24 protein-coding genes are annotated in these 25,308 nt (G+C 68.3%); 16 read left to right on the forward strand and 8 right to left on the reverse strand.

What is annotated here, in order from left to right; translation table 11 throughout:
- Nucleotides 1–11: 11 nt before the first annotated feature.
- The 4 genes from ATSB10_RS00790 (at nucleotide 12) to ATSB10_RS00805 (ending at nucleotide 3,658) form a co-directional block, all read left to right on the forward strand.
- On the forward strand, nucleotides 12–1,814 hold the full coding sequence (locus ATSB10_RS00790; protein WP_063669984.1) for a GGDEF domain-containing protein: 1,803 nt from the start codon (nucleotides 12–14) through the stop codon (nucleotides 1,812–1,814).
- Between the two features lie 85 nt (nucleotides 1,815–1,899).
- Nucleotides 1,900–2,247: a PadR family transcriptional regulator gene (locus ATSB10_RS00795; protein ID WP_063669985.1), complete on the forward strand. Its 348-nt coding sequence runs from the start codon at nucleotides 1,900–1,902 to the stop codon at nucleotides 2,245–2,247.
- Nucleotides 2,244–3,164 (forward strand): HAAS signaling domain-containing protein, encoded by a 921-nt coding sequence (locus ATSB10_RS00800; protein ID WP_063669986.1) that lies wholly within the window; start codon nucleotides 2,244–2,246, stop codon nucleotides 3,162–3,164. Before ATSB10_RS00795 ends, ATSB10_RS00800 begins: the two co-directional genes overlap by 4 nt.
- The gene (locus ATSB10_RS00805; RefSeq protein WP_063669987.1) at nucleotides 3,164–3,658 is read left to right on the forward strand and encodes a hypothetical protein; all 495 of its coding nucleotides are present in this window, start codon (nucleotides 3,164–3,166) and stop codon (nucleotides 3,656–3,658) included. The genes ATSB10_RS00800 and ATSB10_RS00805 overlap by 1 nt, the downstream gene beginning before the upstream one ends.
- Nucleotides 3,659–3,742: 84 nt before the next feature.
- Here the strand turns inward: ATSB10_RS00805 and ATSB10_RS00810 are convergent, their stop codons facing one another.
- From ATSB10_RS00810 to ATSB10_RS00820, 3 genes are all read right to left on the reverse strand, one after another.
- Nucleotides 3,743–4,615, reverse strand: a complete 873-nt coding sequence (locus ATSB10_RS00810; RefSeq protein WP_063669988.1) for a CHAD domain-containing protein — start codon at nucleotides 4,613–4,615, stop codon at nucleotides 3,743–3,745.
- Nucleotides 4,616–4,741: 126 nt separating this feature from the next.
- Nucleotides 4,742–6,637, reverse strand: a complete 1,896-nt coding sequence (locus tag ATSB10_RS00815) for a putative bifunctional diguanylate cyclase/phosphodiesterase (protein ID WP_169816690.1) — start codon at nucleotides 6,635–6,637, stop codon at nucleotides 4,742–4,744.
- A gap of 92 nt (nucleotides 6,638–6,729) precedes the next feature.
- Nucleotides 6,730–8,385: a methyl-accepting chemotaxis protein gene (locus ATSB10_RS00820; RefSeq protein ID WP_083966021.1), complete on the reverse strand. Its 1,656-nt coding sequence runs from the start codon at nucleotides 8,383–8,385 to the stop codon at nucleotides 6,730–6,732.
- 270 nt (nucleotides 8,386–8,655) lie between these two features.
- Between ATSB10_RS00820 and ATSB10_RS00825 the strand changes: the two genes are divergently transcribed.
- Nucleotides 8,656–8,988, forward strand: coding sequence for a helix-turn-helix domain-containing protein (locus ATSB10_RS00825; protein ID WP_063669991.1), 333 nt, complete (start codon nucleotides 8,656–8,658; stop codon nucleotides 8,986–8,988).
- 260 nt (nucleotides 8,989–9,248) lie between these two features.
- On the opposite strand, the gene ATSB10_RS00830 is transcribed toward ATSB10_RS00825, so the two are convergent.
- Complete coding sequence (locus tag ATSB10_RS00830) at nucleotides 9,249–12,149, reverse strand: putative bifunctional diguanylate cyclase/phosphodiesterase (RefSeq protein ID WP_169816691.1); 2,901 nt, start codon at nucleotides 12,147–12,149, stop codon at nucleotides 9,249–9,251.
- A 13-nt stretch (nucleotides 12,150–12,162) separates the two neighbouring features.
- On the reverse strand, nucleotides 12,163–13,242 hold the full coding sequence (locus ATSB10_RS00835) for a GGDEF domain-containing protein (protein ID WP_169816692.1): 1,080 nt from the start codon (nucleotides 13,240–13,242) through the stop codon (nucleotides 12,163–12,165).
- Nucleotides 13,243–13,897: 655 nt separating this feature from the next.
- Here ATSB10_RS00835 and ATSB10_RS00840 point away from each other — a divergent pair.
- The 3 genes from ATSB10_RS00840 to ATSB10_RS00850 are packed head-to-tail and all read left to right on the forward strand — an operon-like array spanning nucleotide 13,898 to nucleotide 15,657.
- Nucleotides 13,898–14,263, forward strand: a complete 366-nt coding sequence (locus tag ATSB10_RS00840) for a PadR family transcriptional regulator (RefSeq protein ID WP_017461925.1) — start codon at nucleotides 13,898–13,900, stop codon at nucleotides 14,261–14,263.
- Nucleotides 14,263–15,186, forward strand: a complete 924-nt coding sequence (locus tag ATSB10_RS00845) for a sensor domain-containing protein (protein WP_063669994.1) — start codon at nucleotides 14,263–14,265, stop codon at nucleotides 15,184–15,186. The genes ATSB10_RS00840 and ATSB10_RS00845 overlap by 1 nt, the downstream gene beginning before the upstream one ends.
- Nucleotides 15,187–15,213: 27 nt before the next feature.
- Nucleotides 15,214–15,657 carry a DUF1579 family protein gene (locus ATSB10_RS00850; RefSeq protein WP_063669995.1) on the forward strand — a complete coding sequence of 148 codons (444 nt, stop codon included), beginning with the start codon at nucleotides 15,214–15,216 and terminating at the stop codon, nucleotides 15,655–15,657.
- A 9-nt stretch (nucleotides 15,658–15,666) separates the two neighbouring features.
- On the opposite strand, the gene ATSB10_RS00855 is transcribed toward ATSB10_RS00850, so the two are convergent.
- From ATSB10_RS00855 to ATSB10_RS00865, 3 genes are all read right to left on the reverse strand, one after another.
- Nucleotides 15,667–16,869 carry a DUF1501 domain-containing protein gene (locus ATSB10_RS00855; RefSeq protein WP_063669996.1) on the reverse strand — a complete coding sequence of 401 codons (1,203 nt, stop codon included), beginning with the start codon at nucleotides 16,867–16,869 and terminating at the stop codon, nucleotides 15,667–15,669.
- An 8-nt stretch (nucleotides 16,870–16,877) separates the two neighbouring features.
- Nucleotides 16,878–18,461 (reverse strand): DUF1800 domain-containing protein, encoded by a 1,584-nt coding sequence (locus ATSB10_RS00860; protein ID WP_063669997.1) that lies wholly within the window; start codon nucleotides 18,459–18,461, stop codon nucleotides 16,878–16,880.
- A gap of 117 nt (nucleotides 18,462–18,578) precedes the next feature.
- Nucleotides 18,579–18,866, reverse strand: a complete 288-nt coding sequence (locus ATSB10_RS00865) for a hypothetical protein (RefSeq protein ID WP_063669998.1) — start codon at nucleotides 18,864–18,866, stop codon at nucleotides 18,579–18,581.
- Between the two features lie 108 nt (nucleotides 18,867–18,974).
- Here ATSB10_RS00865 and ATSB10_RS00870 point away from each other — a divergent pair, with 108 nt between their 5' ends.
- The 8 genes from ATSB10_RS00870 to dsbG all read left to right on the forward strand — a co-directional run bounded on the left by ATSB10_RS00870 (nucleotide 18,975) and on the right by dsbG (nucleotide 25,244).
- Entirely contained in the window at nucleotides 18,975–19,583 is a 609-nt protein-coding gene (locus tag ATSB10_RS00870; RefSeq protein WP_063674268.1) for a class I SAM-dependent DNA methyltransferase, read from the forward strand.
- Between the two features lie 28 nt (nucleotides 19,584–19,611).
- Nucleotides 19,612–19,890 (forward strand): hypothetical protein, encoded by a 279-nt coding sequence (locus ATSB10_RS00875; RefSeq protein WP_063669999.1) that lies wholly within the window; start codon nucleotides 19,612–19,614, stop codon nucleotides 19,888–19,890.
- 139 nt (nucleotides 19,891–20,029) lie between these two features.
- Nucleotides 20,030–20,914 (forward strand): metalloregulator ArsR/SmtB family transcription factor, encoded by an 885-nt coding sequence (locus ATSB10_RS19640; RefSeq protein ID WP_083966024.1) that lies wholly within the window; start codon nucleotides 20,030–20,032, stop codon nucleotides 20,912–20,914.
- 26 nt (nucleotides 20,915–20,940) lie between these two features.
- Complete coding sequence (locus ATSB10_RS00885) at nucleotides 20,941–21,909, forward strand: molybdate ABC transporter substrate-binding protein (protein WP_063670000.1); 969 nt, start codon at nucleotides 20,941–20,943, stop codon at nucleotides 21,907–21,909.
- Nucleotides 21,899–22,573 (forward strand): c-type cytochrome, encoded by a 675-nt coding sequence (locus ATSB10_RS00890; RefSeq protein WP_063670001.1) that lies wholly within the window; start codon nucleotides 21,899–21,901, stop codon nucleotides 22,571–22,573. The genes ATSB10_RS00885 and ATSB10_RS00890 overlap by 11 nt, the downstream gene beginning before the upstream one ends.
- Nucleotides 22,570–23,547, forward strand: a complete 978-nt coding sequence (locus tag ATSB10_RS00895) for a c-type cytochrome (RefSeq protein WP_063670002.1) — start codon at nucleotides 22,570–22,572, stop codon at nucleotides 23,545–23,547. The genes ATSB10_RS00890 and ATSB10_RS00895 overlap by 4 nt, the downstream gene beginning before the upstream one ends.
- Nucleotides 23,548–23,634: 87 nt before the next feature.
- On the forward strand, nucleotides 23,635–24,489 hold the full coding sequence (locus tag ATSB10_RS00900; protein WP_063670003.1) for a TlpA family protein disulfide reductase: 855 nt from the start codon (nucleotides 23,635–23,637) through the stop codon (nucleotides 24,487–24,489).
- The gene (gene dsbG, locus ATSB10_RS00905; RefSeq protein ID WP_063670004.1) at nucleotides 24,486–25,244 is read left to right on the forward strand and encodes a thiol:disulfide interchange protein DsbG; all 759 of its coding nucleotides are present in this window, start codon (nucleotides 24,486–24,488) and stop codon (nucleotides 25,242–25,244) included. The genes ATSB10_RS00900 and dsbG overlap by 4 nt, the downstream gene beginning before the upstream one ends.
- The last annotated feature ends 64 nt before the right edge of the window (nucleotides 25,245–25,308 follow it).

A 25,308-nucleotide genomic window follows, 5' to 3' on the forward strand; every position in this document is an offset into this window, starting at 1 on the left:
GCCGGGGCGCGATGGACCCGGCATCCGGTCATGATCGCGGTTGCTCGCTGCTGGACCAGGTCACCGGCGGTGCCGGTCTGCGCGCGGTGTTCCAGCCGATCGTGCGGCTGGACACGCTGGCGGTGGTCGCGCACGAGGGATTGAGCCGTCCGACCGAGGCGGCCAGCGGCCTCAGTGTGCTGGACATGCTTGACCTGGCCCGCGCCAAGGGGCGGCTGGGCGAGTTCGAGCTGCTGGCCGCGCGCACCGTGTGCGCTGCGTTCGCGGCGCAGGGCGGGCATGGCCGGCTGCTGGTGAACCTGAGCGCGCAGGCGATCCTGCACGGCGGCCTGCAGCCGGACCAGGTAATCGCGGCGCTGGGTGGTGCCGGCCTGGCGATGGACCGCATCACGGTGGAGATCACCGAACGCGACATCGTCGAGGACCCGGCCGAGCTGGCCCACGCGCTGGGCTACCTGCGCGCACGCGGCGCGCGCATCGCGCTGGACGATTTCGGCAACGGCCACTCCAACTTCGAGATGTGGAACGAGCTGCATCCGGAGGCGGTGAAGATCGATCGCTACCTGGTCAACGGGCTGGCGCGCAGCGCGGAGAAACTCGCCATCGTGCGCGCGCTGTGCAGTGTGGCCGAGACGCTCGGCGCCGAGTTGGTCGGCGAGGGCGTGGAACAACCCGAAGACCTGCGCATGCTGCGCGAGCTGGGTATCACCTACGCGCAGGGCTATCTGCTGGGTTCGCCGTTGCCGCACCTGGTGGGCGAGGTGTGCGCGGAGGCGCGCGAGGCGATCCGCAGCCAGTCCGTGCCGGTGCCGCCGCGACCGCGCGGGCCGGTGACGCAGCGGCCGCTGCAGGCCGGGCACATGGTGATCGCCGCGCCCCACGTCGACGCGAGCCAGCTCAACGACGACGTGGTGGCGCTGTTCGCGCGGCACGAGTCGCTGCATGCGGTGGCGGTGACCGAGCACGATCGCCCGGTCGGCCTGATCAACCGCCGCGTGTTCGCCGAGCGCATGGCGCAGCCGTTTGCGCGCGAACTGTTCGGGCGCAAGCCGTGCACCGTGTTCATGCACGCCGAGCCGCTGCTGTGCGACGAGCAGCAGTCGCTGGACAGCCTCACCGACGTGCTGCGCGGCGAGGACCAGCGCTACCTCACCGACGGTTTCATCGTCACCCGCGAGGGGCGCTACCTCGGCCTGGGCACCGGCGAGTCGCTGGTGCGGCGGGTCACCGAGCAGCGCATCGAGGCGGCGCGCTACGCCAACCCGCTGACCTTCCTGCCCGGGAACATCCCGGTCACCGAGCACATCGAGCGGCTGATGCGCGAGCAGCGGCCGTTCGTCGCCGCCTATGTCGATCTCAACGACTTCAAGCCGTTCAACGACCAGTACGGCTACTTCCGCGGCGACGAGATGATCCGCCTGCTGGCGGCGATCCTCACCGCGCGCATCGACGCCCGCCACGACTTCGTTGGCCACATCGGCGGCGACGATTTCATGGTGCTGTTCCAGAGCGGGGACTGGGAGGCGCGGTGCGCGGACATCATCGCCGAGTTCAACGAACGCGCCCGCGTGCTGTTCGACGAGGACGACCTCGCCCGGGGTGGCATCGAGGGCGAGGATCGCCGCGGCGCGCGTCAGTTCTTCGCGCTCACCACGGTGTCGATCGGCGCGGTGCAGGTACCGGCGCAGGCGCCGCGCCGGCCGGAACTGATCGCGACCCTCGCCGCCCGCGCCAAACGGCATGCCAAGCGCGGGCGGCTCGGTTTCCACCGGCTCGCCGCCACGCCTGGCGAACTGCTCGAACCGGCGGCCTGAGCCTGGCCGCTGAGCGCCTTTGCCGGCCTGTGCTTGCATACTGTGTAACTCTATGTATGATGCGTCACACGATACGGGGTGATGCATGGTCAAGCTGACGGACAACCCGCTGCCCAAGCTGGAGCTCGAGTTGCGCCGGGGCGCGCTGGTGCTGGCCGTGCTCTCGCAGCTGCGCGAGAGGCAGTACGGCTATTCGCTGCGCCAGGCGCTGGCCGTGCGCGGCATGCCGATCGAGGAGGGGACGCTGTATCCGCTGCTGCGACGGCTGGAGGCGCAGGGCCTGCTCGCCTCCGAATGGCGCATCGAGGATGGCCCACCGCGCCGCTATTACCGGCTCAACGACGCCGGCGAGCACCTGCTCGCCGAACTGACGGCTTCATGGAATGCCCTGGCGGGAACCATGGCCGGACTGCTGGAGGGAGGGACGACATGAATCCGAACGAGGTGATCGACGCCTACCTGGCCGAGGTGATGCGCCGGGTTCCCGGTGGCGCGCGCGAAGGCATCGACCTGGAGCTGCGCGGCCTGCTGGCCGACATGCTCGACGACCGCGCCCGCGAGGCGGGCCGGCCGGCCGATGACGCCATGGTGCTGGAGCTGCTGCGCGGCTTCGGCACGCCGACGGAGGTCGCCGCGCGCTATCGCGCGCCGGGCCTGGTCATCGTTCCTGCCGAGCAGACCCGCACGTTCGTCTGGATGGCGCTGGTTGGTGTCGGCCTGCAGTGGGCGCTCACGCTGCCCGGCGTGTTCCGCGGCGAGTCGTTCGCCCGCTGGTGGCTGAGCTGGGGACTGGGTGCCCTGTGGTGGCCGGGCCTGCTGGTGATGCTCTCGCTGCTGGCGGCGTGGCTGCGCCAGCGCGGCCTGCCGAAGCCGGCCTGGAGTCCGCACCAGGTGGATCCCGAACGCGTCCATCGCGGCGCGATGGCGTTCGGCCTGGCCGGCTTCGTGGTGGGCGTGGCCGGCATGACCAGCCTGCCGTGGCTGGTGGGCGCCATGCCACCGCCGCTGCCGGGCGTGCTCGCCTTCGATCCGGCCTTCCTGCACGGGCGTGCCTGGCTCGCGCTGCCGCTGTGGATCGGTCATTTCGTGGTGATGGCGCGGGCACTTTCGCAGGGGCGCTGGTCGGTGCACCTGCGCCGGCTGGATATCGCGTTCGACGCAGCCTGGCTGCTGCTGCTCGGCTGGTGGGTCGCCACCGGCGGCATGTTCCTGGCCGAGGCGACCGACCAGGGCGCGCGCGGCGGCATCGCGCTGGTGATGCTGTTCGTGGCGATCGACCTGGTGGTCAAGCTGCGCCGTCGTCAACGCGCCTCGCGACTGCCGACGATGCAGGGAAGCCCGACGCCGTGATGCGACTTGCGGAGCAGCTGCGTCTGCTTTGGGGGCCGGTCGCGATGGCGTCACTGGCAGCTGCGCTGCTGTCGGTGCCACACGCCGGTTTCATGGCCTACATGGTCGTGCTGGGGCTGTTGATCTGGCTGCCCGCCGCCGCTTTGCGGTTCATCCGGAGGCCGGAAGCGCGAGCGCATGTGGCCGCCGAGTTCGGGGTGTGGGTGGCTGCACTGCTGGTGGTGGCGGCTGTCCAGGGTTGGCGGCATGCGGTGGCGCGTAGCCATGCGGATGCCATCGTCGCGGAGATCGAGCAGTTCCACGCCGTCCATCATCGATACCCCGACGATCTCACCGAAATCGGCCTGTCGCACGACGGTCTGGTCGCCAGCCTGGACTTCGCCGGTTACGAGGAGGAGGGGCAGGTGCCGCACTTTTTCTACGGGGTGACCTACATGCCGTTCGCCGTGTGGTCGTTCGATTTCAGGACCCGCACGTGGGAGTTGCGGGACTAGCCCGGCTCAAGGCCCGTGCGTGGCTGCGGCGGTACACGCGGCTCGGCTCGTCGCGCCGTGATCCGGGGGGGCGTGGCGGGGCCCTCATCCGCGGTCATCGGCGGCGAAGCCGGCGCGCGCCTCGCGCATGGCCGCGGCCAGGACGGTGCGCAGCACCGGATCGTCGCGCACCGGTGCGATCCGCCGTGCCAGCCGGCACATCAGCTGCACGTCCTGCAGGTGGCCGAGACGGTCGGTCTGCTGCTTCAGTGCGTGATGTCCGGCAGCGTGCGTCGGCACGGCGTCGGGCCCGGTGGGCAGCGCTGCATGGAACGCTTCCAGCTGCAGGCGCAGCCGACGCAGGCGTCGTCTCCAGCGGTGTCGCATCGGCGACGTGGGCAAGCGGCGGGCCTTGCGCTCCGCACGCTCGACACGCTTGCGGCTACGTCGGAGTGCGCGCCTGGCGGCACGTTCCCCCAGCGCGTGCCAGGGCAGGGCGGCGACCTCGGCGCGGATCGCTCCCGTGGTCTCGCGCCGGTCGCGGAAGCCGGGGTCCTGGCGCAACGCGTCCTCCAGGGTTTCATCGCGCCGGGCGACCAGTGCCGCCTCGAGCACCGACCGAGCGGCCGGTGTCACCGTTCCGCGCAGCGTGCTGGCCGTGACGGCGGCCACATGCGCATCGCGCAGCGGCGAAAGGCTTCGGCACAGCCGCTTCAGCCGCGCATCGATCCGGCGCAGGCGCTCGCGACCGGGCCGGTCGAGTGCTGGCTTCAGCAGGCCCAGCTGGGCGCGCAGCGTACGGATCGCCTTGCGTGCCCGATGGATGCCGTGATGGCGGTGGCGCGTGTCGGCCAGGGCGCGGACGATACGGCGACACTCGCGATCGGCGGCGGTCGCGAGTAGCGGGCCCGGCGCCTCGAGCCGGATGTCGATGGCGCCCCCTTGCCTGCGATCGCTGCGGTGCTTGTCTCGCTGCATGGGATTCGACGCGTGGGCATCCGCCGGAGCGGTCAGTGTGCACCTCGCGCCGTCCGCCGCCAACGCGTCGGGCATGCGACATGCCGCCGCGCCGCCGCAGGCCAGTCTGCAGGGGAGTGGGCGGGATCAGGCGGGTGGGTCGAGCGTCCTGCTGCGCTCCAGGTCGAGCCGGTCGGCCGCGGCCGGACGGCCGAGCAGATACCCCTGCACCGCGTCGCAGCCATGGTCGCGCAGCCAGCGTGCTTCCTCGATCCGCTCGACCCCCTCGGCGACCGTGCCGATGCCCAGCGAGGCGGCCATCTGCAGCATCGAGCTGACGATCGCCTGGCTGTCCGTCAGCCGGTCCACGTTGCGTACGAACGAGGCGTCGATCTTCACCTTGCCGATCGGCAGGCGCTTGAAGTGCGAGAGGCTGGAGTAGCCGCGACCGAAATCGTCGATCGCGATGGTGACGCCCATGGCGGCCAGTCGGATCAGGCTGGTGCGGAGCTCATCGTCCAGATGCAGCGCCACCGTCTCGGTGATCTCCAGTTCCACCCGGTCCATCCGCAGCCCCGAGGCGATGATCGAGGCGTGGACCTGGTCGACGAAGCCGTGCTGACGCAGCTGCACCGGCGAGACGTTGACCGCGATCGGGCCGCGGTAGACCCCGTCGCGGCTCCACGCCCCCAGCTGCGCCAGCGACTCGCGCAGGGCGAGCAGGCCGAGCTCGACGATCTGGCCGCTGCGTTCGGCGACCGGGATGAACTCGCTGGCCTTGACCTCCGAGCCATCGGGCTCGTGCCAGGTGCTCAGTGCCTCGACGCCGACCACCTCCCCGGTCGAGAGGCAGTACTGGGGCTGGTAGCGGAAACGTATGCGGCCCGCCGCCAGGGCCTGGCGCAGCCCCTGTACCAGCGATACGTAGCGGGTCGCCGCACGCCGCATGCTCGGATCGAAGGCGACGATCCGGTCGCGTCCGCTCTGCTTTGCATGGGCGAGCGCGGCATCCCCCGCACTGAGCAGGGTGTCGGCATCCGCTCCGTGCTCGGGCCACCATGCGATGCCGATGCTGCACGTGCCGGCGACGCCGAAGTCGTCGGTGCAGACGGCTTCGGCGACCGCGGCGCGGATGTCGCGTGCCAGCCTGACCGGTGCATCGTCGTCGTCGAGGCCGGTCATCACCACGATGAACTCATCGCCCCCGAAGCGACCCACGCTCACGTGGTGGTCCGCGAATGCGCCGATCCGCATGGCGATGTCGCGCAGGTGGCGATCGCCGGCGGGATGGCCCTGGACGTCGTTGATCAGCTTGAAGTGATCCAGGTCGATGAACAGCACGGCCATCCGGTGGCCGTCCGGCGCCGTGCGGATGGACCGGCCGATCCGCTCGTGCAGCACGCCGCGGGTCGGCAGGCCGGTCAGCGGATCGATGCCGGCGCGCAGGCGCTGCAGCTCCTGTTCGTGGAGCTGCGCGGTGATGTCCAGGCAGACCACCAGATCCACGTCGCCTTCCTCGCGACGCAGGCGCGTGCTCAGCAGGCGCACTTCGGCATCGCTGCCGTCGGCGCGCCGGTGCCGGGCCAGTTGCTCGCCGGGCGCGTCCGGTAGCGCGAGGCGCGGAGCGGCATCCAGGTCCGCCAGCCGGCGGATGCGCCCGGCCGGCGCCTGCATGCCGTAGGTGTCGTTGGCCGCCCGGTTCGCCTCCAGGATGTGGCCGTGTTGTGGGTGGACCACGAAACACGGCAACGGCAGGTTGTCGACCAGCCGGGAGTAGCTGCGCTCGAGGCGATCCAGTCGGGATCGACTCTGCAGGAAGCGGTCGACGGCGCGGCGCTGCAGCCCATAGATGAGCACCGCCGACAGCACCACGAACAGCAGGCCCTTGGAGGCGAAATAGACGTCTGCCCACTCTCCCGGTGGCAGGGTCATGGCGATGGAGTCGGAGATCGCGACCCAGGCCAGGCCGAGCAGGAAGTAGCGTTTAGCGAGCAACCTCGGCTGCCGCTGCAGCTCGGCCAGCGTCTCCATGCTGTTTCGCATTGACTCGATGCTCCCGGGATGAAAAGGGGTACTTCGCAAAGTCAGCGTGGCCCCGCATCGCATCGCACGATGCGGGGCTGCCGGGGCACCGCTCAGAACTCGTTCCAGCCTCCCGCCGCCGCGACGGCGACCGGGGCGTTGGACATCCTGGATGCGACCGGGCGCGGTGACTTGGCTGCCTCTGCGCCAGTGGGGGGTGCCTCTTCGTCGATCCGGAAGTAGGCGACCTGGCGGCGCAGGCTCATGGCCTGCTCTTCCATCGCCCGGCTGGCCGAGGCCGCTTCCTCGACGAGCGCCGCGTTCTGCTGGGTGACCTCGTCCATCTGGGTCACGGCGAGATTCACCTGCTCGATGCCGGCGGACTGTTCCGAGCTGGCCGCTGCGATCTCCGAAACGATATCGGTGACCTTCTTCACGCTGTCGACGATGCCCGCCAGCGCGCGTCCCGATTCGTCGACCAGTTCGGCACCCAGTCGGACGCGCTCCGAGCTGTCGCCGATCAGGCCCTTGATCTCCCGGGCGGCCGCGGCGCTGCGCTGCGCCAGGTTGCGCACTTCGGATGCGACCACGGCGAAACCGCGGCCCTGGTCGCCGGCGCGGGCGGCCTCGACGGCGGCGTTGAGCGCGAGCAGGTTGGTCTGGAACGCGATCTCGTCGATCAGGCCGACGATGTCGGCGATCTTCTGGCTAGAGGCGGAGATCTGCTCCATCGCCTCGACAGTACGCTGCACGACGCTGCCGCCGTGCTCGGCCTGCTCGCGTGCACCGCGGGCCAGATGATTGGCGTGCACGGCGTTGTCGGCGTTCTGCCGCACGGTGGCGGTCATCTCCTCCATCGAGGAGGCGGTTTCCTCCAGGCTCGACGCCTGCTCCTGGGTGCGCTGGCTGAGGTCGTCGTTGCCCTGGGCAATCTGGCGGGCCGCGGTACTCACCGACTCGGAGCCGGCGCGGACATCCGCCACCACTTCGGCCAGCTTCGCGTCCATCCGCGATAGCGACAGCAGCAGCTTGCCGACTTCGTCGCCGGAGATCCGTTCCACCCGGTTGTTGAGCTTGCCGCCAGCGATGTTGTCCGCCACGCGCACCGCTTCGGCGAGCGAACGGGAGATCGAGCGCACCAGCTGGAAGCCGATCGCGCCGGCGAGCAGCAGGCCGAGTGCGATGGCGCCGATGGTGGTCTCCGCCGCACGCGACTCACGCGCCTCGTCGGTGGCGAAGGAGGCCGAGGCGATCTTTTCCTGCAGGTTGAACAGGGCGCCGATGTCGTGGCGCAGGGCGCCGTAGTCTTTTTCAGCCGGCCCGTCCATGGTCTGGGTGGCCTGGTCGTAGTGCTTGGCGGCCAGATCGGAGACCGCCGAGTTCATCTCTTGCTGGAACGCGCTGCGGTCCGCGTCCAGGTGCTGGCCGATGGTGGCTTCCTGCGGCGAGAGGCTGGCCTGGTGGAAGGTGCCGAGGAACTGCTTCAGGTCGCCGGCGTCCGCCTGCAGCGCCTGCTCGGCGGACGCTGCGTGGGCGGGATCGCGCGAACCGATCGCGCGATGCACCGAGGTTCGTTCGCTGCCCAGCAGGTCCAGCGCCTGGGCCAGCGCCATCGCGGGGACCAGCTTGTTGGCATGCATGTCGCGCAGGGCGACGTTGCTGCCGGACAGGTCCACCATGCCCATGATGCCGACCGCGGCCAACAGTGCCGAAAGTATGCCTAGCGTAACTATCAACCTGACCTTGATCGTCCACTGCGGGAGTTGCATGTTCGTTCTCCGAAAAGGCATGTGACCCGAAGGAACGCGGCGGACGTGCCCGCCGGATTAATTCGGGATGCGTATCGCAAATATTTGCCGCCCTGGGGTGGGTGCGATGCACCTGTCCTGATGGCGGCCGTTTCATCCATCACTTGCTGGAAGGCAACAGGATGGCGTTTGCAATTAGCGGCCCCGAGTCGTGGATCTTAAACGGAAAATATTCCGTTTTGGACTATTTCGACGAGGAATCTACGGTGCGTCAAACACAGTAGTGACGCAATGACGCGAACCATCCACAAGGACCACTACCACCTGCTCCTCAGCTTCATGCAGCAGGTCAGGGAGGAGGTGGGCATCACCCAGGCGCAGCTGGCGCAGCGCCTCCGCACAACCCAGTCTTACGTGTCCAAGTGCGAGCGCGGCGAGCGCCGAATCGACATCATGGAATTCGTAGCCTATTGCGAGGCGCTCGATGTCGATGCGGGTGTCGTCCTGGATGCCTTTCTCGATTACCGCAATTACCATTTTCTCGATGCCGAGCATATGGCGACGGCGATCGCGGCCCTCATGCGGAAAAGCAAACGACGCCAACGGATGCGCGTACCGGGTTGATCGATCGCGCGGGCGGGTGGTGCGGCGCCTGGTACCGATGCCCGCGACGGCCGTGCACGATGGGACGTGCTTTCGCCGGCGCAAAATCCGGCCCGATATGGATTCTGGGTCGGCACCGGTCATCCCAGGTGCGGTCGTCACGACCCTGCCGCGGGAATTCCTGGACCACGACCGGGCCTCGCGTTCGACGGCGCGGATCGGGCGCACATTCGATTCCCAGACCTCCCAGCGCAGTGTTCGAAACGATGCTTTCGATGGGCTCAAACCAGGGGCCTGCCCACCCGTGCCCAGGCTGACGCCGGGTCCGAGGCCTTGCCGAACAGGAAGCCCTGGGCCAAATCGCAACCCAGGGCCTTGGCCAGGGCCACCTGCTCGGCCGTTTCGATGCCTTCGATAATGGTACGGACCTGCAGGTTCTTGGCGATGGCCACGATCCCGCTGCATACGGCGCGCGCGCGGTCGCTGATGGACAAGTCGCGGGTTATCGACTTGTCGATCTTCAGTGCGTCTATGGGTAGACGATGCAGGTAGCTGAGCGAGGAATAGCCGCTGCCGAAATCGTCGATGAGGATATCGATCCCGGCCTCTTTCAGATCCTGCAGGACTCGAGCGCCGTGAGCGATATCGGCGATCAGGTCGTTCTCGGTGATCTCGAAGGCAATCTTGACCGCCTGCGGCTCTGCTTCAGCTTTACCGCAAGTGTCCCGCACGTTTCTGACGAAATCCCGATCAGTCAGCTGGACCGGCGAGACGTTCACGGTAATGAACAGGTCGCTGCTCGCTTCGCGGGCCCAGTGCGAGGCCTGTGTGCATGCATCGCGCAGGACTTTCCTGCCGATCGCGGAGATCAGGCCCGAGCGTTCCGCGATCGGAATGAACTTCGATGGCGCGATGTAACCCAGCCGGATGTCGCTCCAGCGCAGTAGGGCCTCGAATCCTGCGATCTGCGATGTTGCGAGGTCGACGATCGGTTGGTAGTGCAACTGCATTGCACCGTCGGCAAGTGCGCCCGGCATTGCCCGCTCGATCTCCCTGAGTTCGCGCGCAACGTCCCCCAACTGTTTGCTGTAGTAGGTGATGGCACCCTCCCGGCCGGTGGCAGCTCGCAGCGCGATTTGCGCCGATTCAAGCAGGGATTGCGGCGTGTCGCCGCCTTCCGGCCAGAACGCGACCCCCATGCGCAAGGGTGGGCCAGGATCAACGGTCGCCTTGTCGTCGTGGGACACGGCTGCTTTGGCCAAAGCGTCCAGCCAGTCCCGAGTGGAAGCGTGGTCCAGTCCGGGGGTGACGAGAACTCCCAATGACGGACCGGGGAGGAGCGCCATGTCGATTGCTTGGCCGAGCCGCGATGCAATGCGCTCGGCTAACTGGATGACGTGGGTCTTGGCGGAGACCAGGCTCTTACCCGCCGCGGCGCTCTCGATACCGGCGTCCAGAAGGCACACGCCGACGGCGGCGTCTTTGCGCTTCGGGTCGCGCAAGGCCCTGTGTACCCTGTCGTAGAAATGGGTTTCATTGGGCAGACCGGTGCTCGCATCATGGCTGCGCGCGTGTTGCAGCGCCGATTCGGTCTGGATGATGCGCGCGCCCAGCTGTACGTCCTGTGCGATCTGGCCAAGCAGGCGATAGGTGGTTTCCTCGAGCAGCCGGGCGTCGTCGAATGCGCACGCGATGATGCGCTTGCGACCGTCCTGGGCATGGCCCAGCGGAATCGCCACCGTCGCCCCCGTGCCGCGTTCGCCGGCCGCATGCACCGTTTCGACGTGCCAAGAGTGCGCGGCACGATTGGCGGTTGGCAGCAGGTGGTTCGATTGGCCGGCGTCGGTTGGGGGGGCGGGGTGGGAGGCGAGTGTGACCAGAGGATGGTCGCCCGCCTCCCTCAACTCGAAGATGCCGGCGGCGCGTATGCCGCCGATCTCCACGGCAAGCCGGCAGATATCCTCGAAGAATGCGCCGTCATCGTCCCGGGCACCGGTCGCGGCACCGATCACACCGAGCATCTCGTGAAGACGGTTGGTTTGCCGGAGCAGGTCCAGAGATCGAGTGCGGCGGATGTCCTCCTGCTCCAGCGTGTCGGCCATCTTGTCCAGCGCGGAGGCGACCTGCGTAAGTTCGTCACGCTTGGTGCGAAGGCCGGTGCGCGCGGCAAGGTCCCCGTTGGAAAGGCGGGTGATGGTGCGCATGATCGCCCCGGCTGGCACGGCGATCATCTGCCGGCCGACCATGGCACCCACCATGAGCAGCGCCGCCAGGGCGCAGGCGAGCCACGCCGTGTTGTGCTGGCGCGACACGTAGGCGTCGGAGTAAACGATGGACTTGGGCAGCTCGATGCGTAGCACGCTTGGCAGCCCGTGATGGATCAGTCGAAGAGTGGCCCGGATGCTTTTATTGTCGCTCTGCAGCGACAGGTCGTCAGCTCCCGGCGAAACGTCGTCGGTTGTCGGTGCCGCATTGCTGTAACCGGTTCCCCTGTTCCTGACGTGGATCAGGTGCCCGGCGGGATCGCGCAGGTCTATGCTGATCTGTGCGCCATCGCGGGAGGGACCGAGGCGCTCGAGCGGGGAGTAAGGCGTGGCAATGACGGCAATCGAGCCGGGGGCTGCGGCGCTCCCGGTCCGTCGAGCCGACACGAGCATCATCGGGTAACCGTGGTGTGCTGCCACCAGGGTGCTCTGTGAGTTGCTCTGGCCGAGGGTCAGCCGATCGATCGTCACATGCATGGCGTCGAGCCAGCCAGCCGCAGCCGTGCTCGCGTGGGTCGAACAAACAGTCGCGCCGGTAGGCGCCATGATGGCGACGATCGCGTAGTCCGGGTGCAGCTTGGCCATGATTGGCAGCATGGACGGGCACCGTGTTCCGTCCTCGGTGCTGCTTCGCACCAGGATATCGGTGTCGGACAGCAGGTCATCCACAGCATCGGCGTAATCGCTCTTGCTGTGGCTGAGCGTTTGATAGAGCGCCTGTCGGGCATTGGACTCCTGCACCCGGCTCAGGTTGAGTCCGTCTGCCACCGCCACCAGCAGGCCCGGGAGTGCGGCGAGTACGGTCAGTATGAGCACGCGGTCACGGAGACTCCGGCCGATATTGCGCAAGCCCGTCAGTCGCCGAGCGATCCCCGACAGGGGCGAGGGAGTGCGGCGCGGCGGCGTGTCATTGACCATGGAGGTGCGCTCTTCAGTTCGAACCGGCCACGAGGTTGCGGCCCTTGCGCTTGGCTCTGATGAGCGCGCGGTCGGCCAGCAGGTAGAGATCGGAGAATTTCTCATCGCCACGAAGCTGGGCGACGCCTGCCGACACGGTCAGCCGATGCTCGGAATGCCACGGGGCCCTGGCATCGGGGATGCTCACGCAATGCAGCACCCGCTCGACGATCTGGCTCGCCTGGTCGGCATCGGCGCCGTTGAACAGCACCATGAACTCGTCGCCGCCGATCCTTGAGCACAGGTCTGCCTCGCGCAGGGCGGCGGTGAGAGCACGTGTCACGTGCTGAATCGCGAAATCACCGGCTGCGTGGCCCCATTCGTCGTTGATCCGCTTCATGTTGTCGATGTCGATAATCGCGACGCACAGCGCGGCTTCGCCGAATGCAGCGCGCTTCATCTGCGCCTTCGCGAGGGACTCGAAAATGTCCCGCTGCAGCAGCCCGGTCAGCGGGTCGCGAAAGGCAATGGCGGTGACGGCCGCGGTGGTGGCCAGCAGATCACGGGAGAACAGCGTGGACACCGTGGTCACTACTGCGAAACTGCAGATGAAATCGATGTTGTCGGCGCGCTGCAGGTCGCGCGCGTCGTGTAACGAGAAACACGCGATCAAAAGCACGCCGGCGACGCCGACCACATAGGCAAAGCCGCGTCGGGGCGGGTGCATGAAAAGAATCAGCGGCGGCACGATAAACGCCCAGGCCATGCCGGTGCGCATGTCCACCTGCAGCACCACGAATCCCGCCACCATCGCCACCAGCAGGTGCGTTGCCAGCCGTGCGTTGCGGCCCAGGGTGAGGGCGGCATTGGCGAAGCACGCCACAGCGAGGCTGATGGCCGCTGTCAACCATGCATCGTTCTGCCGGATATGGACAGTGACCGGCTCAGCGATGGAAACGATGCCGAGCGCAGCGGAGAGTAGCCCGCAGATCGCATGGCGATGCCTGGTGATGAGTGTCTCGATGTCTGCCAGGCGGTCCTTGGGGCTGGCCGGCGCTGCGGCGTCGAAAGCGGTGCATTCCTTGCCCGTCCGCGAAACTGAGTGGGCTGTCATATGAAGTGGTGAAATCCGAAGGTTACGTTTTACGGCGCGCCCGTCTGGAGGGCACACAGTCCCCCAGCAGGCAGCATGAGCGGGTGGCATTAGCGCTGGCTTAGCCAGCGCTGGGGCGAGGTGCTGAAGGGATCGCTGTGTCGCGAGCGGGCATTACCCGGCCCTGTGCAGCATGCAGGCAGGGCGGGTCAGTCGACGACGGGGCTCGACCGCTTCGGGGCGATGGGCGTGCTGTCCATGGGGTCGGCATCGTTTTGCTCCAGGGTGTAATCGTGCGTTGACCACCGATGATGGGTGGGGGCGCGGAGCATGACTCCCTGCGTGCTCGACTTCTGTGGTTCGCCTCGGTCGTTATGACCAGGCAAGTTTTGGGGCCTTGGACGACTCGGGCGCCCATGTAGCGGCAACGTGCCGGGTATCTTGAGCTGAAATAGTCCGGAATGGAATAACGAATGCGTCGCTACCGAGCAGCACTTGTGGTTTGTGCGCATAGCGCACGCGTGGATAGGGAGATGGGGCGGTAATCCCCTCACTTGGGCGTCACAACAAAGTCACCACAAGCCAGTTGCATCGAACGCCATGACTTCATGCCCATGGACTAGTCATAACTAAACACTATGCTTGATGCCGACACAGGTAGCAGGGCGGGCAAGCCGTGGATGAGGACGTCGCCAGCGCGCTGAAGAAGTTCCAGAAGGAGTTGTCGGCCGGCACGGTATCGCTGGCGCTGCTCTCCGTGCTGGGTCGTGCGCGGCAGCCGATGTACGGCTACCAGATCGCCAAGCGGCTGGAGGCGGCGGGGGAGGGCGTGCTCGCGGGCAAGCAGAGCGCGCTGTATCCGGTGTTGCGCAACCTGGAGGCCGCCGAGCTGCTCAGCAGCGAGGTCGAGCCCTCGGTCAGCGGGCCGCCGCGCCGCTATTACCGCATCACCAAGACGGGTCGCGAGGTGCTCCGCGTCTGGACCGACGCCTGGCACGCCACGCGCGACTCGATGGACCGGGTTCTGGAGGGAGAGCTGTGATGAATGCGCCACGCACGATCGCCGAATACCTCGCGCAACTGCGCGACGCCCTGCGCGGGGCCGATCCCGCGCTGATCCAGGACGCGCTGTACGACGCCGAGGAACACCTGCGCGCCGAACTGGCCGAGCAGCCGGGACGCAGCGAGGCGGACATGCTCGCTCACGTCGTCGGCAGCTACGGGGCGCCGGAGGAGGTGGCCGAGCTGTACCGCGACCAGGAAATCAGGATCCAGCGCGCGCTGCGGCCGCCCCCGGTGCCGAAGCGCCGCTCGTTGCTGGGCCGCTTCTTCGGCGTGGCCGCCGACGTGCGTGCGTGGGGCGCGCTGTTCTACATGCTGCTGGCCCTGGGCACCGGCATCGCCTACTTCGTGCTGGTGGTGGTCGGGCTGTCGATGTCGGCGGGCCTGTCGGTGCTGATCATCGGCATCCCGTTCATCGTGCTGTTCTTCGGTGTGGTGCGTGCGATGTCGCTGATGGAGGGGCGCATCGTCGAGGCGATGCTCGGCGTGCGCATGCCGCGTCGGCCGCCGTACCCGGCGCAGAACGGATCGCTGCTGCAGCGCATCGGCGCGATGTTCACCGACTGGCGCACCTGGACCACGATGTTCTACATGGTGTTGATGCTGCCGCTGGGCATCGCGTACTTCACGCTGACCGTGACGCTGATGACGATGGCGCTGGCCGGAATGGCGGTGCCGTTCGCGCGATTGATCGATATGGACGGCATCAACCATGTGTTTGCCGACGGCACCCTCACCTTCGACTGGGGCATGGGCCCGCACGTGCCGGGCTGGGGTGAGCTGATCGCTGTGGGCGTCGGTGGCGTGCTGCTGTTCTTCGCCACCCTGCACTTGGTGCGGGCGCTTGGCCAGCTGCAGGGCCAACTGGCCAAGCACCTGCTGGTGGCGGGTGCGGCGCGGTAATCGATACGGAACCGTCGGGGGAGCGACATGACGGATGCATGGCAACGGATGGCTGGCCGCTGGGAAGGCGAGGAGCGGATTTCGGCCACGCGCTGGGGGCCAGCGGGGCTGGCGCGCGGTTTCATCGAAGCGCGCATCGAACTCGGCGGGCGCGTGCTGGTGCAGGACTACCGGCAGCAGCGTGACGGTCATCCGGCCCTGCAAGTGCATGCGGTGTTCGCCACCGGGGCAGACCACCGTGTGGCGCTGTACTGGTTCGACAGCTACGGATTCGTGCCGCAGGAACCGGCCGGTGGCGCGTGGCAGGATGGGATGCTGGTGATCGTCCGGCGCTCGCCACGTGGCGAGACACGGCATCGGTACACGCTGCAGGATGCGAAATGCTTCCGGCTGGAGCTGGCCAGTTCTTTCGACCAGGGGGCGAACTGGGAGCCGGTGATGGAGGCGACCTACCACCGCATCGGTGATTGAGCGTCCGGCTCAGACCAGCCCGAGGTCGACCGGCCGCGCCTGCGGGAACACCGACTGCACCTGGCCGGCGCGCAGCCCCCACAACTTCTGCATCAGGCCGCCGAGCACGTCGCGGTAATTGTTGAGCACGGGGTAGTCCCGGTTCTGCAGCAGGTTCGGCTGGGTGACGGCGACCTGCTCGCCGGCGATGCGGCCGCCGCGCACGCGGCCGCCGAGCACCCAGTGCACCGTGCCATGGCCGTGGTCGGTGCCCTTGTCGCCGTTCTCGCGGAAGGTGCGGCCGAACTCCGACAGCACCACCACGGTGGTGTCGTTCCAGTCGTCGCCCAGCGCATCGGCGTAGGCGGCCAGGCCTTCGCCGAGGTTGCGCAGGTTGTTGGCCAGGGCGCCTTTCACGCTGCCCTGGTTGACGTGGGTGTCCCAGCCGCCGACGTCGACGAAGCCGAGCCGGTACTGGTCGCGCATCAGCGTGGCGATGCGGCGGGTCTCGCTGGCGAAGTTGCGTGCGCTGGGCGCGCCACGGCTGGCGGCGACCATCTCTTTTTCCAGATCGGCGGTGACATCCTTGCGCAGGGCCAGTCCGTCGGCTGAGGCGGCGGCCATTGCAGTGCCCTGGTACATGCTGGCGAGGATCGCGGCCTGCCGGTCGTTGAAGTGGGACTTCGTGTTGCCCTTGAGCGAGATGTTGGGGATGTCGTGGCCGGCGCCCTGGAAGCTCAGCGGCAGGTTGTTGGTGAAGGCGATCGCCGGCGTGCCGGTGAGCTGGCCGGACAGCCGCGCCATGAAGCCGGAGCGGTAGTCGCCGGTGTGATCCATCGGCTCGCCGCGCTCGATATGGTCCTGGGTCTCGAAGTGGCTGCGCGAGAGATCGGTGGTGCCGGCGAACGGTACGAAGGCGATCTGCTTCTTCTGCCACAGCGGGTAGATCGAGTCGCGAAGGACCGGATTCAGACCCCAGCCGCCGTCCAGCGCCAGCGCGCTGTCCGGGTTGGCCGTGTCCGGCCGGGCGATCGCCAGGGTCGGACGCGATTCGTAGTAGAAGTCGCTGCCGGTCGGCACCAGCAGGTTGTTGCAGTCGTAGCCGCCGCGCAGGAACACCAGCAGGAAGCGCGGCGTGTTGGTCGGCGCGGCGAACAGCCGGCCGGAGAACGACAGGGCCGGGGCGGCGAGCGCGGCGGCAGCGGCGGTGCGGAGGAACTGGCGACGGTCCATGGTGAACCTCAGCGCGTGTTGAAGTCGGGGGAGGACAGCAGGAAGGTGTTCCACTCGGCGGGCGATTTCGCCTGGGCCAGCGCGTCACGGGTGTGCGGCGACAGCCATGGCTGCATCGCCTGGGCGAACAGCGGGCCGTTCAGGGTGGGTGGGTCCGGGCGTTCGCCCGGCTGCCGGCGCGGCAGGGTGCCGTCGGGGGCGAACAGCGGTGCACGTCCGGTGCCGATCATGCCGGCGATGTCGAAGCGCTTGGCCATCTGGCCGGAGCCGGCCCAGCTGGCATTGTCCAGCGGCCAGCCGTCCGGCGTGATGCGGCCGTAGAGCGGCTCGCCCATCTGGTTGAGCGCGGCGACCAGCGGTTGGGCGTTGGTGATCGGTCGGCCGTCCAGGCTGAAGCGCATCGCCGAGACCACGAACTGCACCGGATCCTTGAACTTGGCGCCAGCGGTCGCGGTGATCGCCTTCGAGGTGAACAGCGTGCGCAGCACGGCGGCGATGTCGCCGTCGGTGCGCTGGAAGGTGGCGGCCATGGCGTCCACCAGTGCCTGCGGCGGGTGGTCGGAGACGAAGTACTCGGCCAGCTCGCGCGAGACGAACTGCGCACAGGCGGGCTGACGCACGATCAGGTCGACCGCATGCTCCACTTCGTCGAAGCCGCCGCCGTCGATGCGCTGGCCGAGGAACACCTTGTCGCTTGAATCGTGGCGCGCGGGATTGAACTCGAACAGGCCCTGACGCACCACGCCAGGGCGCTCGCCACCGAAGCGATCGAAGCCGCCGAAGCGGCCGCGGCGGTTCATGCGCGGGCCGCGCATCGCGTCGCGCGGCCGGATCACGCCGACGCCGGTAAGGATCGCCGCCAGCTGCTGCACGTCCTGCTGGGTGTAGCCGGCGTGCACGCCCAGGGTGTGCAGCTCCATCAGCTCGCGTGCGTAGTTCTCGTTGATCTTGTCCTTCGCGTTCTGTGCGTTGTCCAGATACACCAGCATCGCCGGGCTCTTCAGCGTGGCCATCACCAGGTCGCGGAACTTGCCCAGCGCGTGCGGGCGGATCACGTGTTCCTCGTAGTCGGCGGCGAGCAGGCGCACCGGGCCCTTGTTGCCGTACACGCTGAAGTGGTTGAGCCAGAACCACACCATCTGTTCCTTCAGCGGATTGCTGCCGTAGATGGCGTGCAGCAGCTCGGCCTGCTGGGCCTGGCGCATCAGTTCGCGGCCGTGGATCTGCGCCGCTTTCTTCGCCGCGACCTTGGCGTCGCCGTCCGGCATCGCCTTTACCTGGCGCAGGGTCTCGCGATAGGACATCACCAGCTGCGCCGGCGGCGTGGCGATCGCCTCGTAGCCGTCGATCTCCTGCGCGATGGCGGGCGGCAGGTGGTCGTCGCGGTCGGCCAGGGCCTCGTCGAGCCAACGGTCGCGACCGAGCTCGCGGTAGCGGGCGAGGGTGGCGCTGTCGATGCCGAAGCTGGCGCGGCGCAGCCAGGCGATGTCGTCGTGGGTCAGTGGTGCACCGTCCGCCGCGGCCGGTGCCGACAGGGCGCCGGCCAGTGCAAGCAACAGGCCGAGCGGTGCGAGGCGGGTGTATCGGCGCATGCAGGGGCGTCCTTCCGGGGCGGTCAGCGCCATCTTCAACGCGGTGCATGCGGTGTGGTGCACAGGAAAGGTGTGGCAGCGATTCTGCGTTCATTCTTCGCAAGACGTTGCGCCGGGTCAGAACTCGTCGACGAACTCCACCGCCATGCCGCGCCGGCCGCCGACGTACTCGGCCATGCTGCGCACCGCCTGTGCACGCAGCGCGTTCGGTGCGCGCACTTCCAGGCAGTAGACATGGCCCTCGCTGTCGTCGACCAGTTCGCTGGAGCTGGAGTCGTCGCGCATGGTGGACATCAGGTCGTCCACCTCCTCCACGTGCTCGATACCTTCGATGCCGTGCACGGCATTGATCACCGCGTCGGCGTCCTCGCGGCTACCGATCAGGCGCATGCGGACCATGGGCATGGGGGCTTCTCCTGCAGGTGGTGTGCGCCATGCTGGAACGGCGGATGTTCGCGCGAGGTGATGCCGCGCGCCGGTTACCATGACGGATCGATCCACTGGATGCCTGCCGTGCCCAAGACCTACGACCGCGCCTATTTCGACAAGTGGTACCGCCATCCGGAGCATTCGGTGGCCGCGCCGGCCGAGCTGCGTCGCAAGGTGGCGCTGGCGGTGTCGCTGGCGGAGTTCTACCTCGGGCGGTCGATCCGCAACGTGCTCGACATCGGCTGCGGCGAGGCGCCGTGGCGCGCCCACCTGCGCGCGCTCCGTCCCGGCATCGCGTATCGCGGCCTCGACGCCAGCGAATACGTGGTGTCCCGCTACGGACGCAGCCGCGATATCGGCCTGGCCACTTTCGGCCAGCTGCAGTACCTGCGCTTCGACGAGCGCTACGACCTGATCGTGTGCAGCGACGTGCTGCATTACCTCAAAGCCGCCGAGATCCGTGCCGGGCTGGAGGGACTGGTCGACATGCTCGAGGGCGTCGCCTTCATCGAGGTGTTCACCCGGCAGGACGACCCGGCCGGCGACCTGCACGGCTTCGTCGCCCGCAACGCCTCGTGGTACCTGCGTACCTTCCGCGAGGCCGGCCTGCTGCCGTGCGGTTCGCAGGCCTACCTGGGGCCGCGGCTGGAGCGAAGGATCGCGGCACTGGAGCGGGCGCAGCTGGCGTTCTAGGCGTTCAACGAAAGACCGGAGGCAGACCATGGAGTGGCCATTGGCCTGGCGTCGGCGCAAGGCGCTGGAGCGCATGCTGGAAGAGGAGCGGCGCGCTTCGCGAGCGCGCGCCACCGGGATCGTCGAGTCGCTCGAACGTGACGGCGCAGGAGCCGGGCGGGAGTTGCTCTCTCTGTACATCCGGGAGCGACGGCGGATGGCGAAAGGGCGGGGGCGGCGCGTGCTGGCGCGGATCGGGGCATCCGTGCTCCTGCTGGCCGCAGGCGCGGTGGCGTGGATGTTCTGGCTGGCGGCCGTCGACGCCTGATTGCGTCGGGTGGCGGGGTCGGTGGGACCCGCGTCCGCGCGGTCCTGGGCTGGCCGGCAGCAATCACTTGTGCGATGCGAAATGACAGGGCTCGAGCGCCTGCGCTAAAACATTTCAACTTTTACTGAAATGTGAATTTGTGAGCCGCAGGAACCCGACCAGACACCCTCTCGTGGTGGAAACGGCGCGCCAGCTCAAGGCGCTCGGCAACCCCGTACGGCTGCTGGTGCTGTGCCGGCTTCATCACGGCGGCGAGGCCTCGGCCGGCGTGCTGGCGAAGGAGCTCGGGGTGGGGATGTCGGCGCTGTCGCAACACTTGGCCCGCATGCGTGAAGAGGGACTGGTGCTCCAGCGGCGCCAGGCGCGCCAGCTGCTCTATCGACTCGATGAATCCGCATCCGCCCATCTGCCGGCGGTGCTCTCTGGCATCTGCGGCCTTGCCCGGCCGCTATCTACCGAAGGAGAAGTTCCGATGAACAAGACCGTGACCGCCCTGGGTGCCGTGCTCGGCCTGGCTTTCGCAAGCTCCGGGGCGCTGGCCGCAGACAACTTCTGGGTGACGCCCACCATCCACTCCGCCGGCAAGATGCACGAGCTGCCGCAGGCGTCGTACAAGCCCGACGTCAAGGCGAACTACAAGATCGTGTTCGGCCTGACCAAGGCCGCTGCCAAGCCGGACGAGGTCAATCCGGGTATCGAGCGCGTGGCGCGCACCGTCAATCTCTACACTTGGGCCGGCGTGCCGTTGAAGCATCTGCACATCGTTGCGGTCGCCTCCGGCGGCGCCACCGCGATCGCGCTGGACAACGCGCACTATCGCCAGGAGTTCGGCACCGACAACCCGAACCTGCCGGTGATCGCCGAGCTGCGCAAGGCGGGTGTCGACATCGCGGTGTGCGGGCAGGCGGTCGCCGAGCACAAGTATCCGTACGATGCCGTGGACAAGAGCGTCACGCTGGCGCTGTCGGCTCTCACCACCATCACCGAGCTGCAGCAGAAGGGCTATGCCCTGATGCCGCTCTGACCCTGCCCGGCAACGGAGACACGCCCATGAACCGTTCGGCCACCCGCCTCGCGGCGACGTGCGTCCTGGCGCTGCTTGCCCTGGCGACCGCCGGGACGGCAGCCGCCCAGAGCACGGACTACCTTCCGTCCTGGAACCCACCGCCGGCGGGCGGCGTGCACTTCAGTGCGCCGCCGGTCGATGCCATCGCCGACCTGCACGGCGACATCGCCGATCCGCAGCTCACGGTGTTCTTCGCCGGCAACCAGTTCATGGTCGTGCACGACCTGATGGACGCGTTCCGCCAGGCCTATCCGCAGTACCAGCGCATCTACGTCGAGACGCTGCCGCCGGGCATCCTGGCCAAGCAGATTGAGAGCGGTTCGCTGGTCATGGGCAACCTGCGCATCGCGTTGAAGCCGGACATCTACACTGCGGGCAAGGCGGCCATCGCCGAGCGCCAGAAGGAGCACGGCTGGTTCGCCGAAACCGTCGACTACGTGCGCAACCCGCTGGCGATCATGGTCGCCAAGGGCAACCCGAAGCACGTCGAGGGGCTGAAGGACCTGGGCCGGCCCGACGTGCGGGTGAGCATGCCGAACCCCGCCTGGGAGGGCATCGCCCGGCAGATCCAGGCCAGCTACCGCAAGGCCGGGGGCGAGGCGCTGGTGACCGCGATGATGAAGACCAAGGTGGCCGACGGCAGCACCTTCCTCACCCACATCCACCATCGCCAGTCGCCGCTGCGCGTGCTGCAGGGCGAGTCGGACGCGGCGCCGGTGTGGTCCACCGAGGCGTACTTCCAGCAGGAGATCCTGCATCGCCCGGTGGAGACGATCGCGATTCCCGCCGACCAGAACTCCATCGCCACCTACACCGCGGCACGCATGAAGGATGCCCCGCACGCGCAGGCCGCGAAGGATTTCCTCCGCTTCATGCAGACGCCGGCGGCGCAGGCGATCTACCGCAAGTACGGCTTCCAGACCGTCGCCGGGGGCGGCCACGATGCGCATTGATCGTTGGCGCGGACATGCGATCGCCGCGGCCGCGCTGTTGATGGCGGCCACCTTGCCGGCCGCGGCGCAGGACGCGGCGACGATCGCCGCGCAGGGCAATGGCAAGGGCGCGGCGCCCTGCCAGACCTGCCATACGCCCGACGGCGGTGGTCAGGCGTCCGGCGGTTTTCCCCGGCTGGCCGGGGAGAACGCGGCCTACCTGCAGGCGCAGCTCGACGCTTTCGCCAGCGGCACCCGGGACAACCCGGTGATGAAGCTGCAGGCCAGTGCGTTGACCGAGGCGGAGCGCAAGGCGCTGGCGATCTACTTCAGCAGGATGCCGGCGGTCGCGACGCCGGATGCTGCGGGCACCACGCCCTTTGCCGATCCGGAGCACCTCGGCGAGACGCTGGCCACGCGCGGGCGCTGGTCGAAGCAGGTGCCCGCCTGCGTGCAGTGCCATGGCCCGGGCGGCGTGGGCGTGGGAGCGGATTTCCCGCCGCTGGCGGGGCAGTCGGCCAACTATCTGGCGGCGCAGCTCAAGGCCTTCCGCAGCGGCAGTCGCCACAACGATCCGATGGGTCTGATGCGCAACATCAGCCATTCGCTGAGCGACCGGGACATCGATGCGGTGGCGCACTGGTTCGCCGCCCAACCGTTTCCGCCGAAGGAGTCCCGCCCATGACGCCGCGTCATCTGCTCATTGGCCTGGCCGTGCTGGCGCTGGCGGCCTGTTCGCACGCCGCACCGCCGGAAGCTTCCAAACCGGCGCCGGCCACTGGATCCAGCGCCGCATCAGCGGCCGGCGCGGCGGCCCACGCCCAGGCAGCGGCCGCCGCGAAGGCCGGGCCGGCCGCGTTCGAGCCGCCGCCGGAATCGGCGATCCCGCCGGGGCCGTTCGGCGATGTGGTGCGCGAGGGCCGCGAGATCTTCATCAACACCGATGTGGCGGCGAAGGCCTACGTCGGCAACGGCCTGCGCTGTTCCAACTGCCACCTCGATGCCGGACGGCTGGCCAACTCCGCGCCGCTGTGGGGCGCCTACGTCGCCTATCCCGCCTACCGTGCGAAGAACGGTCACGTGAACACGTTGGGCGAGCGCCTGCAGGGCTGCTTCAAGTACAGCATGAACGGCAAGGCGCCGCCGCTGGACTCGAAGGAGATGGTGGCGCTGGAGACCTATGCGTTCTGGATGGCCAAGGGCGCGCCCACCGGCGAGAAGCTGCCGGGCGCGGGCTACCCGAAGAAGGGCTTCAAGCCGCCGCAGCCGCCCGACTATGTGCGTGGCGAAGCGGTGTTCAAGGCGCATTGCGCGCTGTGCCACGGTGCCGATGGGCAGGGCCAGCAGGTGGCCGGGCGCTACGTGTTTCCGCCGCTGTGGGGGCCGGACTCGTTCAACTGGGGCGCCGGCATGCACCAGCTCGACAACGCGGCGGCCTTCATCAAGGCCAACATGCCGCTGAGCCAGGGCGGCACGCTCACCGACCAGGACGCGTGGGACGTGGCGATGTACATGGACGGGCACGAGCGCCCGCAGGACCCGCGCTACAAGGGCGACCTGGCAGCCACCCGAAAGGCGTACCACGACTCGCCGATGTCGCTGTACGGCACCACGGTGAACGGCCATCTGCTGGGCTCGGCACCGGCGACGCGGAAGTAGCCGGGTGCGGACGTGTACGGGTGCCGCACCGTGCGTCGGTGCGGCCCTCCACCTGCGCTGGCCCGCTGCGGTCGGGGGGATGTGTTGATGGCTGCCCCGGTGGTATCGATCGGTCCGCTGGCGTGGTCGCTGGATACGGTGCTGCTGGTGGCGGGCGTCGTCACCGCGCTGGCGGTGGCGGCATTCCTGCACCGGCGTGGCCGCGCCAGGGTCGAGCCGGCGCTGTGGGCGTTGCTGGTACTGACACTGCTGGTGGCGCGAATCGCCTTCGTGGTGCGCTGGTGGCCGCAGTACGCCGACGCACCGCTGAGCGTGATCGATCCTCGCGATGCGGGTTTCTCCCTGTGGGCCGGCGTGGCGGCGCTGGTTCTCGGCGCGCTGGGCCTAGGCTGGCGGCGACCGATGCTGCGGCTGCCGCTGACGGCTTCGCTGGCAACCGGCCTGCTGGTCTGGGGCTTCGGCCTGCTCGTCGTGGAGCGGCTGGACGTGGCCATGCACGCGCCGCTGCCGGCGCTCACCCTGCAGGACCTGGACGACCGTCCGGTGGACCTGCGCGCCTTTGTCGGCCAGCCGGTGGTGCTCAACCTGTGGGCGACCTGGTGCCCGCCGTGCCGGCGCGAGTTGCCGGTGCTGGTGGAGGCGCAGCGGACGCACCCGGAGGTGCGCTTCGTGTTCGTCGACCAGGGCGAGTCGGCTGCCGAAGTGAAGGCCTTTCTCGTCGCCAGCGGCCTGCAGGCGGACCACATGCTGGTCGATCCCGCCCAGTCGCTGGCGCAGCAGATGAACGCCCGGGTGTTTCCGACCACGTTGTTCTTCGATGCCGGCGGCGTTTTGCGTAGCATGCATGTCGGAGCACTGTCGCCGGCCACCCTGGCCGCCGAGATGCGGCTCATTCTGTCCGGTGCCCCGTCGGCGCCGATCCACCCTGGAGTAGCCCGATGAAGTTTCATTTGCTGGGCCTGGCCCTGCTGCTGAGCGCCTGTGCCCAGGCACAGGATGTGCCCAAGTACCCGGCGCCGGTGCAGGCCTTGCAGCAGAAGATGGGCCTGGAGATCAAGGGCAGCCTGCCGGCCCCCGATGGCTACCGCGCCTATCTGGCGAGCTACCGCGGTCATCTGGTGCCGCTTTACGTGCCGCCGGACGGCAAGCATGCCTTCGTCGGCGAGATGTTCGACGAGAACGGGCACGACCTCACCCAGGCGCCGATGGCCGAGGCCAGCCGGCCCGTGTTCGACGCCGGTACCTGGAACAGCCTGGAGAAGTCGACCTGGATCGCCGAGGGCTCGCCGAAGGCGTCGCGCATCGTCTACGTGTTCAACGACACCGAGTGCCCGTACTGCCATCACCTGTGGGCGGCGATCCAGCCGAAGCTGGCCAAGGGTGACCTGCAGGTGCGCTACGTGATGGTCGCGGTGATCGCGCCGAAGAGCGAGTCACGCGCCGCCGCCGTGCTGGACGCATCCGATCCGGCCGCCACCCTGCGCCAGCACGAGCAGCACTTCGGCAACAGCCCGGTGCAGCCGTTGGCCAAGGTCTCCGCGGCGACGGCGAAGAAGCTGGATGACAACGCGGCCCTGATGGACCAGCTGGGCGTCACCGGCACGCCCGCGGTGATCTACAAGGACGCGGCCGGCAAGATCCGCATGTCCGACGGCATGCCGCCGCCGGACATGCTGGACGCGATCTTCGGCAAGTAGGCCTGGCCGTTCCGGGTACGAAAAAGCCGCCCCTTGGGGCGGCTTTTTTGCGGAGCGGACCGGA

Origin of the sequence: Dyella thiooxydans (assembly GCF_001641285.1) — a bacterium.
Taxonomy (GTDB): domain Bacteria; phylum Pseudomonadota; class Gammaproteobacteria; order Xanthomonadales; family Rhodanobacteraceae; genus Dyella_A; species Dyella_A thiooxydans.